The organism is Rodentibacter sp. Ppn85, from assembly GCF_001999335.1.
Classification (GTDB): domain Bacteria; phylum Pseudomonadota; class Gammaproteobacteria; order Enterobacterales; family Pasteurellaceae; genus Rodentibacter.
This window is the reverse complement of the sequence record NZ_MLHS01000053.1, coordinates 1-15,874: the sequence shown is the minus strand read 5'-3', so window position 1 is coordinate 15,874 and position 15,874 is coordinate 1. Positions and strand designations below refer to the sequence as shown.

11 protein-coding genes are annotated in these 15,874 nt (G+C 40.5%); 9 read left to right on the top strand and 2 right to left on the bottom strand.

The annotated features are described in order from the left end of the window. From BKL51_RS11885 to BKL51_RS09180, 3 genes are all read left to right on the top strand, one after another. Positions 1 to 2,092: hypothetical protein (locus tag BKL51_RS11885; protein ID WP_077466397.1), on the top strand; the 2,092-nt coding region annotated here is incomplete at its 5' end. A gap of 10 nt (positions 2,093 to 2,102) precedes the next feature. Continuing rightward, positions 2,103 to 3,101: a hypothetical protein gene (locus BKL51_RS09185; protein WP_077466396.1), complete on the top strand. Its 999-nt coding sequence runs from the start codon at positions 2,103 to 2,105 to the stop codon at positions 3,099 to 3,101. Between the two features lie 44 nt (positions 3,102 to 3,145). After that, positions 3,146 to 4,144 carry a hypothetical protein gene (locus BKL51_RS09180; RefSeq protein WP_077466395.1) on the top strand — a complete coding sequence of 333 codons (999 nt, stop codon included), beginning with the start codon at positions 3,146 to 3,148 and terminating at the stop codon, positions 4,142 to 4,144. Positions 4,145 to 4,216: 72 nt separating this feature from the next. Here BKL51_RS09180 and BKL51_RS09175 read toward each other — a convergent pair whose 3' ends face one another. Next, on the bottom strand, positions 4,217 to 4,546 hold the full coding sequence (locus BKL51_RS09175; RefSeq protein WP_077466394.1) for a TusE/DsrC/DsvC family sulfur relay protein: 330 nt from the start codon (positions 4,544 to 4,546) through the stop codon (positions 4,217 to 4,219). A gap of 1 nt (position 4,547) precedes the next feature. Further along, positions 4,548 to 5,480 carry a tRNA 2-thiocytidine(32) synthetase TtcA gene (gene ttcA / locus BKL51_RS09170; RefSeq protein WP_077466393.1) on the bottom strand — a complete coding sequence of 311 codons (933 nt, stop codon included), beginning with the start codon at positions 5,478 to 5,480 and terminating at the stop codon, positions 4,548 to 4,550. Positions 5,481 to 5,628: 148 nt separating this feature from the next. On the opposite strand from ttcA, the gene mukF reads away from it, so the two are divergent. The 6 genes from mukF to BKL51_RS09140 all read left to right on the top strand — a co-directional run bounded on the left by mukF (position 5,629) and on the right by BKL51_RS09140 (position 15,407). Then, the gene (gene mukF, locus BKL51_RS09165; RefSeq protein WP_077466392.1) at positions 5,629 to 6,963 is read left to right on the top strand and encodes a chromosome partition protein MukF; all 1,335 of its coding nucleotides are present in this window, start codon (positions 5,629 to 5,631) and stop codon (positions 6,961 to 6,963) included. 69 nt (positions 6,964 to 7,032) lie between these two features. After that, a complete protein-coding gene (gene mukE / locus BKL51_RS09160; RefSeq protein ID WP_077466391.1) occupies positions 7,033 to 7,791 on the top strand; it encodes a chromosome partition protein MukE in 759 nt (252 codons plus the stop codon). Further along, on the top strand, positions 7,791 to 12,305 hold the full coding sequence (mukB, locus tag BKL51_RS09155; protein ID WP_077466390.1) for a chromosome partition protein MukB: 4,515 nt from the start codon (positions 7,791 to 7,793) through the stop codon (positions 12,303 to 12,305). The genes mukE and mukB overlap by 1 nt, the downstream gene beginning before the upstream one ends. Before the next feature lie 116 nt (positions 12,306 to 12,421). After that, a complete protein-coding gene (locus tag BKL51_RS09150) occupies positions 12,422 to 13,294 on the top strand; it encodes a hypothetical protein (protein WP_077466389.1) in 873 nt (290 codons plus the stop codon). A gap of 14 nt (positions 13,295 to 13,308) precedes the next feature. After that, complete coding sequence (gene sbcB, locus BKL51_RS09145; protein WP_077466388.1) at positions 13,309 to 14,733, top strand: exodeoxyribonuclease I; 1,425 nt, start codon at positions 13,309 to 13,311, stop codon at positions 14,731 to 14,733. A gap of 449 nt (positions 14,734 to 15,182) precedes the next feature. Further along, positions 15,183 to 15,407: a zonular occludens toxin domain-containing protein gene (locus BKL51_RS09140; RefSeq protein ID WP_255372292.1), complete on the top strand. Its 225-nt coding sequence runs from the start codon at positions 15,183 to 15,185 to the stop codon at positions 15,405 to 15,407. Positions 15,408 to 15,874 lie beyond the last annotated feature (467 nt).

Sequence of the window (15,874 nt, the reverse complement as noted above, 5' to 3'; positions counted from 1 at the left end):
CGCAATTAGCACGGCGCAACTGATTCAAGCGGAAGTCCATAAACGACGTATAGCGCAAATCAATGAACGGGACATTGCCCATGAAAACGGTAATGCCGCATGGTACACGCCAACTGTCAAAGAAAAAGCACAAATCTATCGGGAATTAAAGGTAAAAGACATCCACTTGAAGGCGCAAAGTCATCAAGATATTTTTGAGGCGTTAAAAACCGCGCTAAATTTAACCGCACTTCCGGCCGGCATTAATGCGGTGGAAAAAATGGCGAGTCTCCCTAACCTTTACGGCGAGCATTTTAAGCATCTCGTCAGTGTTCATTTAGCCCATATTCTGTCGGTAAAAGAAAAATTACAAGATTGGACATTATTACTCCAATCCACCAAACAGGCTCCGACCGTCGCCGCAATTATCGGCAGTTATAGCCTTTATCTGCACGGATTATTTTGGGGCTTTGATTTATCGACTTACGGTTACAATACCTTATTGGAAGCGGTTTATCGTGATGATTTTAAATTACCGGGTGCATCGCAAACCTTAGATAAAGCGGCGGTAGAACAGCTTCACCCCGTCCTCTCGATGTCCGTTTATCCGATTATTGCCGGTAGCGTCAGTATTGCGGATACCAGCCATTTTGAAGTACTGAAATTTGATTTTCTGGTGTCGCTGATTGCCGACAAACTCTATACCCGAACGGCAAAATATACAAAATCACGCCAACAAAACGAAGTGGTACGGGCGGTCAAACATATTCACCGAATTTATGAAATTAACCCCTTTACCAAACAGGCGGAAATCAAACAAAACGAGATAATAAACAGCGACATTCGCATTAAAGCCCGCTATGCCTCACCCCCCAAACCCCAGGCTAAATCCTACCCGATTTATCAATTGGACGGTGCGCCGACATTAAAAATTCAGGAAGATGGTTATCGGCTGCTCAATCCGAGAGGGCAACTTGCCGGCTTACAAAAAATGTTGGGTTACTCGGTAATATTCGGTTATATCTGGCAAAGCAACACGGCAACCACTGCATTAGGGCGTTTTTCCAACGACCCGACTGTTGGTGTCATCAGCATGTTTGCCGGTTTAAACGCACCGAAGAGTTATTTAGAAAAAACCATTGAACGGGCGGCGAATGAAATCCAACAAGAGGCCGTATTTTCAAGAACCGGAAGATTATTATTAGCCGAAACCAAACCGCACTTTCTCACCCATTTAAAAGCCGCCTTTATCAGTGTGAATACGGCATTGGCGGGGTTAGCCGTGGTAATTGAAATCGGTTACGGATACGAGGCCTATTACAAAGGTGATACCGTGGGCATGTATGCGGCCATCATGCGAGGGTCGGGCTCTTTACTTTCCAGCACCTCAATCGGTTTAATCGGTGTCGCCAAAGCCACCACTAGAATGCAATGGCTGGTCAGGTTTGGTTATGTGGGGTTGGCTATCGGTTCGATGCTTTTAGTGGCGGGCATCATCACAGACTTTTTCAAACAATCGGATATCGCCACTTGGGTGGATAACGGATTTTGGGGCGGAAGCCCATTTTATTGGGGAAAAGAAGTAAGAGCTTATGAGTGGAAAAATAAGGAGCGCTTAGATAAATTTCGTAGCCAATTTAATACTAGCCTCCTTCTAAATTCCCCAATTTATGATTTCTACAAAATTGAAATGCAACGTTATTTTAATTTTTCCAGTGAAATTGAAGTACATGATGAAAATCAATTTCTCTTTTTCGTGAACTATAAAGGTATTTATAGTCAAGCGGATGCGGATAACATCAGGATTGAAGGCCCGATAACGGTTCGTTGTCCGGCAACCCCAAAAAATATTTATGATCAACCCTATAATGAATATCGAATTGAGGGAAATGCATTGCGCTACCAGGTCGTTTTTGAAACGGAAGGCGTGGCAAAAATTACCATTCCGCCGCAACAAGTCACCGGCTATTTACGGGCAAAACAATATTATTTTCCGACACCGGTGCAATTTGATTATGGCAGCATTAATTATTTATCAATGAGTGTGTCAATTCCCACCTATCAGGGCAGTGAATATCGAAAACATTCGAATAAAACGGAATTTAAATTTTAAAGGATAGAATATGAAATTTCTCGAAAAATGGCTTCATTTTTACCGCATTTACACCTTGGGCTATTCCATTCGTCGGGTGAATGCCGATGAATTGGAAATCCGCCATTTAATTTTAGATGCTTTTCCAAGAGGCATGATTCGTCTGATCTTTTTAGCGATTTTAGGTGTCATTGCTTTTATCGATTTTCAACATGGTGTTAGACCCTTTGATAATCAGATTAATGCGATTAAATATGACTTTGACTGGGCATTTAATCCGGATAATAGGATTATGCCATTATATAAAGAATATCTTGAAGAAATTCAAAGGGAAGAATATAAGCGTATGTACCCCAATAGCAAAATAGATTCCTATGAAGAATTTAAAAAACCATATTTCGAACGAGATAGCTTACGCTTGGTTCGCCCTATTTTTCACGTTATCTGGCCTTTATTGCTCCTTTGCATTCTTTTCCCACCACGCCCCCGTGGCATTCGGATTAACCGCAAGAAAAAGGTGATTTATCAACAACACCTAGGCAAAGAATATTGGCTGGCGTTTATCCCGGACGAGGGTGATCCGTTAAGCGGCATTGTCTATAACCTTTACGGGCTTTATCCTTTTAGTCTAACGGGGCGTTATTCCTTACAAATCGGCATACCCGAGAAAGACGGGAAGCTGCCTTTTTTAATGTACGGTTGTTACCCCAACCCAAGCCTTGAACACAACCGCTACCTGTTGCGTGCCATTCGGGATTTTGTACGCGAAGACAATCCCGCAAGCCTGAAATATATCGGGCGTTGCTATAAATTCCCGTGGCTAAACCCGTTAATTTTCCTGTTTAACGTGGGGAGTATTTTCCGTATGCCCTTTAACCAAAAACTGGCGGACAAACAAATCGAGGCGGAATTAAAAGCATGGAAAAAACGCAGTGAAAACAGTAAAAAACATTGGTTCGAAGCGGTACAACGCCAACAACAAAGCGTCAATCAAGATTTAGCGGAATTAAAAATGGATAATAAAATTTAGCAAAAATCGACAGCACTTTAGGATTTGAATATTAAAGGAATCACATGAAACTTCTCGAAAAATGGCTTCATTTTTACCGCACTTACACCTTGGGATATTCCGTGCGTCGGGTGAGTACCGATGAATTGGAAATCCGTCATTTAATTTTAGATGCTTTTCCAAGAGGCATAATTCGTCTGATCTTTTTAGCGATTTTAGGCGTCATTGCCTTTATCGATCTTCAACATGGCGTTAGACCCTTTGATAATCAGATTAAGGCTATTCAACAAGATTTTACATGGGCATTTACTCCTGATGAAATTGTATATCCATTATATTTAGATCATATTGATATACACAAAGATGCTGAATATATGAAAATGTTTCCTAAATCAAAAATAAAGTCTTATGAGGAATTTAAAAAACCATATATAGAAAGACGTCAATGGAGAATATATAGAGCATATTTCCATTTCATTTGGCCGTTATTGCTTCTTTGTATTCTATTCCCGCCACGCCCTCGTGGGATTCGGATCAACCGTAAGAAAAAAGTGATTTATCAACAACACTTAGGTAAAGAATATTGGTTGGCATTTATCCCGGACGAGGGCGACCCGCTAAGCGGTATTGTCTATAATCTTTACGGGCTTTATCCTTTTAGTCTAACGGGGCGTTATTCCTTACAAATCGGCATACCCGAGAAAGACGGGAAGCTGCCTTTTTTAATGTACGGTTGTTACCCCAACCCAAGCCTTGAACACAACCGCTACCTGTTGCGTGCCATTCGGGATTTTGTACGCGAAGACAATCCTGCAAGCCTGAAATATATCGGGCGTTGCTATAAACTCCCGTGGCGAAATCCGTTAATTTTCCTGTTTAACGTGGGCAGTATTTTCCGTATGCCGTTTAACCAAAAACTGGCGGATAAACAGATTGAGGCGGAATTAAAAGCATGGAAAAAACGCAGTGAAAACAGTAAAAAACATTGGTTCGAAGCGGTACAACGCCAACAACAGAGCGTCAATCAAGATTTAGCGGAATTAAAAATGGATAATAAAATCTAGCAAAAATCGACCGCACTTTGTGCTATTTTAAAAATAACACAGCACAATCACCTAGTTAAGCTAATCAAAAATTTATAAGCATTTTGCCGGTTTTGGCAGGCCGGCTAATTTTGTTGCTTGTTTTGCCGGGCCTTCAGGGAATAAGCGTTGCAAATAGCGACTGTTGCCTTTATCTTCGCCCAATTTTTCAGCCATTGCTTTTACCAACATACGGATAGCAGGAGAGGTGTTGTATTCTTGATAAAAATCCCGCACAAAATAAATCACTTCCCAATGAGCGGGAGAAAGTTCAATGTTTTCCTGCCGTGCGATGGCTTTGGCAACCTCTTCATTCCAGTCCGAGAGATTGGTGAGATAGCCCGATGAATCGGTTTTAATTTGGTTTCCTTGTACTTCAATCATTTTATTTTACTTCTTTAAAACTAATCATTTCCTGATCAGAAAAATCAGTGAATTCTTCATTATCAAATTGCATCGGTTCGATTCGTTCTTCATCAAATGCCGTATCGCCTTCAATGCCTTCTAATAATTGCCCGTGTCGAATACCTTTAAAATCAAAGAGTTTCGGATCGCATAAATGTGATAACGTGATGTTTTGCATTGCACTAAACATGGTTTCTAAACGTCCCGGATATTGGCGATCCCAAGTATTCAGCATTTCTTTCACCACTTGACGTTGCAAATTGGGCTGAGAGCCGCATAAATTACACGGAATAATCGGAAATCTCTTCGCAACGGCATATTTCTCAATATCTTTTTCTTTACAGTAGGCTAAAGGGCGAATCACAATTTGTTTGCCGTCGTCTGAAATTAATTTAGGCGGCATTGATTTTAATTTTCCGCCGTAAAACATATTCAAGAAAAGTGTCGCCAGCATATCATCACGGTGGTGCCCAAGAGCAATTTTTGTCACCCCTAATTCTGTCGCAGTGCGATAGAGAATACCACGGCGTAGGCGGGAACAAAGTGAACAAGTGGTTTTACCTTCCGGAATTTTTTCTTTTACAATGCCGTAGGTATTTTCTTGCACGATTTTGTAATCAACCCCAATGTTTGCTAAATAAGTAGGCAGAATATGCTCCGGAAACCCCGGTTGTTTTTGGTCAAGATTCACCGCCACAATATCAAACTTAACGGGGGCGCTTTGTTGTAAATTTAGCAGAATATCCAACAGCGTATAACTGTCTTTTCCGCCGGATAAGCACACCATTACCTTGTCGCCGTTTTCGATCATAGCGAAATCCGCAATCGCATTTCCTACATTACGGCGCAAGCGTTTTTGTAATTTATTGAAATTATAAGTTTGTTTTTTTTCTGGTTGAGTTAATTCGCTCATTCTGTTTTCGGCTTATTTATGAAAAGCGCACATTATACGTGAAAAATGCTAAAAGTGCGGTCAATTCAAAAGAAGATTTTTAAGATTTACAAAAATTCCTGTATAATTGCCCCAATTTTTTGTTCAATTTTAACGCGCTGTCATTTCAATGATTGAGACCTCACAAACTATTCCGGAACTCGTCTCTTGGGCAAAAGAACGCGAGTTTTCACTGAATTTACCCACCGAGCGTTTGGTATTTCTGTTGGCGATTGCAATTTACAATAATGAACGATTGGACGGCGAGATGTTAGAAGCCGATCTCGTGGATATTTTTCGCCATACTATAAATGCATTTGATCAATCTACCGAGGCGATTGCTACTCGTGCCAATAATGCGATCAATGAACTGGTCAAACAACGTTTATTAAATCGTTTTAGTAACGAGTTTACCGAAGGTTTGGCTATTTATCGTCTTACTCCGCTCGGCGTAGGCGTGTCCGATTATTATATTCGCCAGCGTGAATTTTCCACATTACGGCTTTCCGTGCAACTTTCCATTGTTGCCGATGAAATACAACGGGCATCGAATTCCGCAGAGGAGGGTGCTCAAAATAATGAAAGCGAGCGTTATTGGCGTAAAAACGTCTTTGCGCCGTTGAAATATTCCGTCGCAGAAATTTTTGATAGCATTGATCTTTCACAACGTATCATGGATGAAAATCAGCAAAGTATTAAAGAAGAAATTGCCGAGCTGTTAAGCAAAGATTGGCAAGCGGCAATTTCAAGCTGTGAACGTTTGTTGGATGAAACATCGGGCAATTTACGTGAATTACAAGACACTCTAAATGCCGCAGGCGATAAATTGCAGGCACAATTACTTCGGATTCAGGATTCTGTGATCGGGCGTGAGGATCTGTATTTTATCGACCAACTCATCACGGATCTTCAATCCAAACTCGACCGTATTATCAGCTGGGGACAGCAAGCGATTGATTTGTGGATTGGCTATGATCGCCATGTACATAAATTTATCCGTACTGCCATTGATATGGATAAAAATCGCGTCTTTTCACAACGCTTACGCCAGTCTATTCATCATTATTTTGATCATCCTTGGTTTTTATGGACGGCACAAGCGGATCGCCTGGTTGATTTACGTGACGAAGAAATGGTATTGCGTGAAGAGGATGCGCTCGGCGAATTACCTGAGGCGTTGCAATACGAATCCTTAGCGGATTTACATGATCAGATTGTTGATCATATGCAAAACTTGCTGATTCAATACCGTGAAAATGATCGTCCGATAGATTTGAGCGAGGTACTCAAAGAACAACTTGATAGCTATCCGCTTTCCCGCCATTTTGATGTGGCGCGTATTATTGTCGATCAGGCGGTGCGTTTAGGAATAGCGAGGGATGATTTATCAGGCGTTTATCCGAACTGGAAAGAAATTAATGAGCGGGGTGCAGAGGTGCAGGCTCACGTGATTGATAAGTATTAAAGTGCGGTCAATTTTAAAAGAGATTTAATTATCCTTCGGATAAGATATAAAGAGTAAGAGAAATAAACCATGACAGATAATCTTCAAGATGTAATTTCCCCAAGACTTGCGACGGCGATTGCGAATCCGTTATTTCCTACGGTGGATAGTCTTTTGCGTTCAGGTCGCCATATCAGCACGGAACAACTTGATAATCACGCCTTTTTAATGGATTTCCAAAATGAGTTAGACGGTTTTTATCGCCGCTATAATGTGGAGCTTATTCGTGCGCCTGAAGGCTTTTTCTATTTACGCCCTAAGGCGACGACCTTAATTGCCCGTTCGGTACTTTCCGAATTAGAAATGTTGGTAGGAAAAGTGCTTTGCTATCTCTATTTAAGCCCGGAACGCTTGGCGCAGCAGGGGATTTTTAGCACACAAGAAGTTTATGATGAATTACTCAATTTGGCTGATCAAGACAAATTGCTAAAAGCGGTGAATCAGCGTTCCAGCGGTTCCGATTTAGATAAACAAAAATTAGCTGAAAAAGTGCGTGCAGCAATTGGTCGTTTGCGCCGCTTGGGGATGATTCATACGGTGGGTGAACAAAATAGCGGTAAATTTACTATTTCCGAATCCGTTTTCCGTTTCGGCGCAGAGGTGCGTTCCGGTGATGATCCGTTAGAAGCGCAAGCCCGCTTAATTCGTGATGGGGAAGCCGCTACTCCACAGTCTTTACAACTGGAAAAACAAGCATTGGCAAATACGGAAAATAATGTTGAGGAAATCGACGAGGAAAGTGCGGTTGAAATTGAAGCAGAATTTGATGATGTAGGAGAGCAAGAATAATGTCTGATGTATTAGAATTAAAAAATGATATTGTGCAGCACGAATCACACGGGCAAGACATTGAACAAGAAGAAAACCAACTTGTTGCGCCGATCATCAATCATGCTGTTGAACGCGGCAAATTCCGCTCTCTGACTTTAATCAACTGGAACGGTTTTTTTGCCCGTACGTTTGATTTGGACGAATTGGTGACTACGCTTTCCGGTGGTAATGGAGCGGGGAAATCAACCACTATGGCAGGCTTTGTCACAGCGCTCATTCCGGATTTAACATTACTTCATTTCCGTAATACAACAGAAGCCGGCTCGACAGGCGGATCGCGTGATAAAGGTTTACACGGGAAATTACGTCCGGGTGTTTGTTACGCCGTATTGGATACTATTAATTCCCGTCATCAGCGTGTTCTTGTCGGGGTTCGTTTACAGCAAGTCGCCGGACGTGATAAAAAAGTCGATTTAAAAACCTTCTCCATTCAAGGCGTGGAATTATCACAAAATCCGACCGCACTTTTCACTGAAATCGTGGGGGAACGTCAAGCACGTGTGCTGAATTTAAACGAGCTCAAAGATAAAATTGACAATCTTGGCGCACAATTTAAACAATATCATTCCATCACTGATTATCACGGCATGATGTTTGATCTTGGCATTATCCCAAAACGCTTGCGTTCCGCATCGGATCGTAGCAAATTCTATAAACTTATCGAAGCATCTTTGTACGGCGGTATTTCAAGTGCGATCACCCGTTCGTTACGTGATTATTTATTGCCGGAAAATTTAGGTGTTCGTAAAGCCTTCCAAGATATGGAAAGCGCATTGCGTGAAAACCGTATGACGCTGGAAGCCATTAAAGTTACTCAATCCGATCGTGATTTATTCAAGCATTTAATCACCGAAACGACTAATTATGTAGCGTCGGATTATATGCGGAATGCGAACGAACGCCGTGGCAATATTGAAGCGGCACTGGAGTTTCGCCGTGAATGGTATAAAGCCAAGACGGAGAAGAGTTTGTCACAACACCGTTTAGTCGATTTAAGCCGTGAAGTTGCCGAACTTGCCGAGAATGAACGTACCTTGGAAGTGGATCACCAAAGCGCACAGGATCACTTAAATCTTGTATTGAACGCACTTCGCCATCAAGAAAAAATATCTCGTTATCAAGAAGATGTCGCAGAGCTTTCCGAACGCTTGGAAGAACAGAAAGTCGTCGTGGAAACGGCCAATGAACAACTTGAAGAAAGCCAAGCAATGTTTGAACAAAGCGAGCTCGAAATTGATGAAGTTCGTACGCAACTTGCCGATTATCAGCAGGCATTGGATGCCCAACAAACACGGGCTTTGCAATATCAACAGGCGATTGCCGCTTTAGAAAAAGCGAAAAGTTTATGCGGTTTAGCCGATCTGAATGTAAAAAATATTGCAGATTACCAGGCAGAATTTGAAGCACATGCGGAAAGCTTGACGGAAACGGTATTGGAATTAGAACATAAAATGTCTATTTCTGAGGCGGCGAAATCCCAATTCGATAAGGCTTATCAACTAGTCTGTAAAATTGCCGGCAATATTCCGCGTTCTGCCGCTTGGGAAAGTGCCAAAGAATTATTGCGTGAATACCCAAGCCAAAAATTACAATCACAACAAACACCGCAACTTCGCGCCAAATTGCACGAATTGGAACAACGTTACGCACAACAACAAAGTGCGGTCAAATTATTGAATAATTTTAATCAACGGGCGGATTTAAATTTAGCCACGGCCGATGAATTAGAAGTTTATTATGCGGAACAAGAAGCTTTGGTGGATGAGCTTTCCGCGGATCTTTCCGAACAAGTGGAAACACGTTCGATACTTCGTCAAAAACGTGAAAATTTAACCGCACTTTATGATGAAAATGCGCGTAAAGCTCCGGCTTGGCTGACTGCTCAGGCTGCATTGGAGCGCTTGGAAGAGCAGAGCGGCGAGACTTTCCAACATAGTCAGGATGTGATGAATTTTATGCAAGCGCAACTCGTGAAAGAACGCGAATTGACGATGCAGCGTGATCAACTTGAGCAAAAACGTCAACAATTAGACGAGCAAATTTCCCGTTTAAGTCAACCTGATGGTTCAGAAGATATGCGTTTGAATACGCTTGCAGAACGTTTTGGCGGTGTATTGCTTTCCGAACTTTATGATGATGTGACGATTGAAGACGCACCGTATTTTTCCGCACTTTACGGCCCGGCGCGACATGCTATTGTCGTTCGTGATTTAAATACCGTTAGGGAACAATTAGATAAACTTGATGATTGTCCGGATGATCTTTATTTAATTGAAGGTGATCCGACCGCATTCGATGACAGTGTTCTATCCGCTCAAGAGCTTGAGCTTGGCGTGGTAGTGCAAGTGTCCGAACGTGAATTGCGTTATTCTAAATTCCCGGAGATTCCATTATTTGGTCGTGCGGCTCGTGAAAAACATTTAGAAGCGCTACAAATTCAACGTGACGAGGTCGCGGAGGATTATGCTCAAATTGCTTTTGATGTGCAAAAATGCCAACGTTTACACGAACATTTCAGCCAATTTGTCGGTTTACATTTAGCCCTTGCATTCCAGCCAAATCCAGAAGAATTAATGGCGGAAATCAACCGTGAACGCAATGAAATTGATCGTGAATTAAATCAATTTAATAGTGGTGAACAGCAATTACGTATTCAATTAGATAATGCAAAAGAAAAAATGCAATTGCTGAATAAATTAATTCCACAACTCAGCGTATTGGCTGATGAAGATTTAATTGATCGTATTGAGGAATGTCGTGAACAATTAGACCTTGCTGAGCAAGATGAACTGTTTATTCGCCAATATGGTATGACGTTGTCACAATTAGAACCGATTGCCAATAGTCTGCAAAGTGACCCGGAACATTATGAAGAGCTGAAAAACGAATTAACGCAAGCTATTGAGCGTCAAAAACAAGTTCAACAACGAGTTTTTGCCTTGGCTGATGTCGTACAACGTAAACATCATTTTGCCTATGAAGATCGCGTTCAGACAGAAACTTCGGAATTGAACGAGCAACTTCGCCAACGTTTAGAACAAATGCAAACCCAACGAGATGCACAACGTGAACAGCTTCGCCAAAAACAAGTTCAGTTTGCGCAATATAATCAGGTTTTCATTGGATTACAAAGTTCTTATGACAGCAAAAATCAGCTACTAAAAGAACTCATTAGCGAAATTGATGAACTGGGTGTACGTGCCGATGAAGGGGCTGAAGAGCGTGCGCGTATCCGACGCGATGAGTTGCATCAACAGCTTTCAATCAATCGTCAAAGACGTTCTTATGTAGAAAAACAGCTTACCTTAATTGAGAGTGAAGCAGAGAATTTAAATCGTCGAATTCGTAAAGCAGAGCGTGATTACAAAACTCAACGGGAGTTGATCATCGCAGCAAAAGTGAGTTGGTGCGTTGTGTTACGTTTATCCCGTCATTCTGATGTTGAAAAACGCTTAAATCGCCGAGAACTGGCTTATTTGTCCGCAGATGAACTCCGTTCAATGTCGGATAAGGCATTAGGAGCATTACGCACGGCCGTCGCTGACAACGAATATTTACGTGATAGCCTACGTGCATCGGAAGATAGTCGTAAACCGGAAAATAAAGTACGCTTCTTTATTGCGGTCTATCAACATTTACGTGAACGTATTCGCCAAGACATTATTAAAACAGATGATCCGATTGATGCCATTGAACAAATGGAAATTGAACTTTCCCGTTTAACGGCCGAACTCACCGGACGTGAGAAAAAACTGGCGATCAGCTCCGAAAGTGTAGCGAATATTATGCGTAAAACCATTCAGCGTGAGCAAAACCGTATTCGGATGCTGAACCAAGGTTTACAAAATATCGCTTTCGGTCAGGTAAAATCCGTGCGCCTAGTCGTCAATATTCGTGATACGCACGCGATGTTATTAGATGCGCTCTCCGGTCAGCAAGATGAATATCAAGATTTATTTAATGACAACCGAATTACTTTCTCTGAAGCAATGGCGAAGCTCTATCAACGCATTAATCCGCACATTGAGATGGGGCAGCGCACAGCGCAAACTATCGGCGAAGAATTATTGGATTATCGTAATTATCTGGAACTGGAAGTGGAAGTATTCCGTGGTGCGGACGGTTGGTTACTCGCGGAAAGTGGCGCATTATCGACAGGTGAAGCTATCGGTACCGGCATGTCGATTTTGCTGATGGTAGTACAAAGCTGGGAAGAGGAAAGCCGTCGTATTCGAGGTAAAGATATCGTACCTTGTCGCTTACTTTTCCTTGATGAAGCCGCGCGTCTTGACGGTAAATCTATTTCCACTTTATTTGAACTGTGCGAACGCCTTGATATGCAACTCCTCATCGCCGCACCGGAAAATATCAGCCCGGAAAAAGGCACAACCTATAAATTAGTGCGTAAAATTTCCGGTAACCAAGAACACGTTCATGTGGTTGGGTTACGAGGATTTGGTGCAACAGAGTAGAGAGCAAGTGCGGTTAAAAATGAAAGCATTTTTGGCCGCACTTTTTTATAGAAAATTATCCGTAATTTTAAGAATTACGAACGCTAAGCGAACAATCATTTCATTAAGGAACAAAAATGTACAATCTCATTCTCGCTATTTTCTGTAGCGTTGCCGTTTCTATTTTACTCAAAGTCGCACGTAAGAAAAATATTGTTATCGAGCAGGCCATCACCTTCAACTATATTACGGCAATTTCCTTGTGTTATTTTTTGCTTAAGCCTGATTTTCAGGGATTAGGTTTTACTGAATTTTTTGTTCAAAATGAAAATCGTTGGATTTTTATTAGTTTAGGTATTTTGTTACCTTGCGTATTTATTTTTATGTCGAAGGCGGTAGAGTTTGCCGGCATTGTTCGCTCTGATGCGGCACAGCGTTTATCCTTATTTTTACCGATTATTGCTGCTTTTGTTATTTTTAACGAAACGTTAAGTCAATCAAAATTAAGTGGTGTGATATTGGCATTTATTGGTCTGTTTTGTTTGTTAAGTAAACCGAGCGAGCAAAGAGCGGTCAATTTTAAAGGTATTTTGGCGTTAGTTAGCGTATGGTTTGGCTACGGTATAATTGATATTTTATTCAAGCAAGTTTCAAAGAGCGGCGGGGCATTTCCAACAACATTATTTATTGCTTTTTCACTTGCCGCTTGTGTGATGTTTATTTATTTGCTACTTAAAAAAACGCAATGGCGTGTGGCAAGTTTTATCGGCGGAATTATTCTAGGCGTGCTGAATTTTTTCAATATTCTGTTCTACATTAAGGCTCACCAAAGTTTTGGTACAAACCCGACATTAGTATTTGCCGGAATGAATATTGGAGTGATTTGTTTGGGGACAATCACCGGTGCATTAATTTTTAAAGAAAAAATCAGCAAAATTAATGGGATAGGAATTATGTTCAGCCTTACTGCTATTTTCTGTTTGTATTATTTAGATAAAATTTTGGCTTAGATTTGAGAAAGACTATGCAAAAAAACGATTTCAGTTTTTTTATTTATGACTACGAAAGTTTCGGCGTAAATCCGGCAACGGATCGTCCGGCACAATTTGCCGGTATTCGGACGGATGAGGATTTTAATATCATTGGTGAGCCGATAATGCTTTATTGTAAGCAAACCAACGATTATTTGCCTTCTCCGGAAGCGGTGATGATTACGGGAATTACGCCTCAAGAATGTAATGAAAAGGGGATTTCCGAACCGGAATTTGCCGAAAAAATTTTAACCGAATTTTCTCACCCCAACACTTGCATAATGGGTTATAACAACATTCGTTTTGATGATGAAATGACGCGCTATACTTTTTATCGCAATTTTATTGATCCTTATGAGTACAGTTGGAAGAATGGCAATTCCCGTTGGGATTTATTGGATTTGGTGCGAGCTTGCTATGCATTACGCCCTGAGGGGATAAATTGGGCGTACGATGAGGAGGGAATGCCAAGTTTTAAATTAGAAAAGCTAACCAAAGTCAATGGAATTGCACACGAGAATGCTCATGATGCTATGGCCGATGTTTATGCAACTATTGCTATGGCAAAACTAATTAAACAAAAACAGCCTAAATTATTCCAATATTTCTTTGAAAATCGTGGTAAAAGGGAAGTGGAAAAACTTATTGATACAGCTGAAATGACACCGTTAGTTCATGTTTCGGGTATGCTTGGAAATTATCGTGGCAATTGTACTTGGATCGTTCCCTTAGCTTGGCATTCTACCAATCAAAATGCCGTAATTGTATGCGATCTAAGTGGTGATATTGATAATTTATTGGCAAAAAGTGCGGATGAATTAAGAGCGGATTTATACACTAAAAAATCTGACTTAAACGAGAGGGAAGTACCATCGGTTCCATTAAAACTTGTGCATATTAATAAATGTCCGATCCTTGCACCTGCCAAAACCTTGTTACCTGAAAATGCAGAACGTTTAGGTATAGATCGTCAATTATGTTTAGAAAATCTGGCTAAACTACGTTCATCTTTTGATATTCGTCAGAAAGTCATTGATATTTTCAGCGAAGAACGCGTGTTCGAGGCTAGTGACAATGTGGAAACTGAACTTTATAACGGTTTTTTTAGTAATGCCGATAAAAACAATATGATGATATTACGCCAATTACCTTCGGAAAAATTAGCCGAACATGGATTAGCTTTTGAAGATAAACGCATAACTGATTTATTATTTCATTATCGTGCACGACATTTCTATAAAACGTTAACGCGTGCGGAGCAAATAAAATGGCAGAAATATCGTCAACGTAAATTAGAGCAAAGTTTGATGAATTTTGAGAACAGCTTAAAGCAACTTGTTGATGAAAATGTTGATAATCCAGAAAAGCTATTTTTGCTTCAACAGATTTATGAATATGGTGCAAAATTATTAGATTAATTTAAGTGACAGTATCACAATAATATATTTCTAAAAAGCATATTTCGAGAATAAATATGCTTTTTAGTTTTTAAGTCCTAAAAAAATTATATCTCATCACACACTCTAATATCCGAACAATTTTTTATAAATATCTATTAAACCAATCACCACAGTCGGCAAGAGAGAATGAAAAATTGACCACTTTGTGGTGCTGTCAGTTTTAAAAACCACTGAATATTTACCGCACCTGCCAAAAAATAAAAATCTTAATTTCTTTCCAAAAATGCTTTACAAAGCCCTGACAATTCATTTTAACCATTAGATAACAGTGTAGATTTATGCGTGACAACGTGAGATTTTTCTAGATTTCGTACTGTTTAAGCAGTATTCTTGACTTGTGTATAAGTCTGTGATTTCCTTAACCCGTAGTTTTCGCTTACCTTATCACTAATTCTGCTTATGTTGGATTGCCCGAACATGGTAAATCTTATGAAGTGGTGAAGTCGGTAATTATTCCAGCTATTTCATCGGGGCGTAGAGTAGTGTCTAATATTTATGGCTTAAATAAGCAATTAATTGAGGAATACTGCCTATCAAAAGATAAAAAATTGTCGCCTGAAAATCTTGGTGAATTGGTTATCGTTGATAATGATGTTTGCTTGGGAACTCTGGATTCTGTCAGACAAAGATAATCTATGGATCTTTACTGTGCTTGGCTTTAATCTAGTCGGGATTAAACTGTTATCTGTTCTTTTATTAGGTGTCTTTTCCATATTTTTCTCTATAAGTATCAGTTTTATTGATTATAGTTAAATTTCATCAAAATTAGTATGGGGTGTCGGGGGAAAATGCTGCGCATTTTCTCCTGACGTAAGGCGCAGCGGCTGCAGCGCCGGAAACAGCGATATTTATTTGAAAAAATGAAAATCTTGCGCGTACCATTCTTCAAAAAATCATTGTAATCAATTCGCCTCTGCAGAACTTTGAAAGCCATGTTCTTTACACTGATTTGATAATGCGAAACGTGCAGAGAGTCTTTACATTTCCTTTAAATTCCTATCAAACCATTCAATAACAACCTAGAATTATACGTGACAACGTGTAATTTTCTTAGATTTTGCCCTGTTTAAACAGTATCTGTGACTTGTGTATAAGTCTG

What these genes read in the sequence shown, in the direction of transcription:
- BKL51_RS09150 (WP_077466389.1), top strand. Translation starts at nt 12,422, where the DNA reads ATGTACAATCTCATTCTCGCTATTTTCTGTAGCGTTGCCGTTTCTATT.
- BKL51_RS09185 (WP_077466396.1), top strand. Translation starts at nt 2,103, where the DNA reads ATGAAATTTCTCGAAAAATGGCTTCATTTTTACCGCATTTACACCTTG.
- mukB (WP_077466390.1), top strand. Translation starts at nt 7,791, where the DNA reads ATGTCTGATGTATTAGAATTAAAAAATGATATTGTGCAGCACGAATCA.
- BKL51_RS09175 (WP_077466394.1), bottom strand. Translation starts at nt 4,546, where the DNA reads ATGATTGAAGTACAAGGAAACCAAATTAAAACCGATTCATCGGGCTAT.
- mukE (WP_077466391.1), top strand. Translation starts at nt 7,033, where the DNA reads ATGACAGATAATCTTCAAGATGTAATTTCCCCAAGACTTGCGACGGCG.
- ttcA (WP_077466393.1), bottom strand. Translation starts at nt 5,480, where the DNA reads ATGAGCGAATTAACTCAACCAGAAAAAAAACAAACTTATAATTTCAAT.
- BKL51_RS09180 (WP_077466395.1), top strand. Translation starts at nt 3,146, where the DNA reads ATGAAACTTCTCGAAAAATGGCTTCATTTTTACCGCACTTACACCTTG.
- mukF (WP_077466392.1), top strand. Translation starts at nt 5,629, where the DNA reads ATGATTGAGACCTCACAAACTATTCCGGAACTCGTCTCTTGGGCAAAA.
- sbcB (WP_077466388.1), top strand. Translation starts at nt 13,309, where the DNA reads ATGCAAAAAAACGATTTCAGTTTTTTTATTTATGACTACGAAAGTTTC.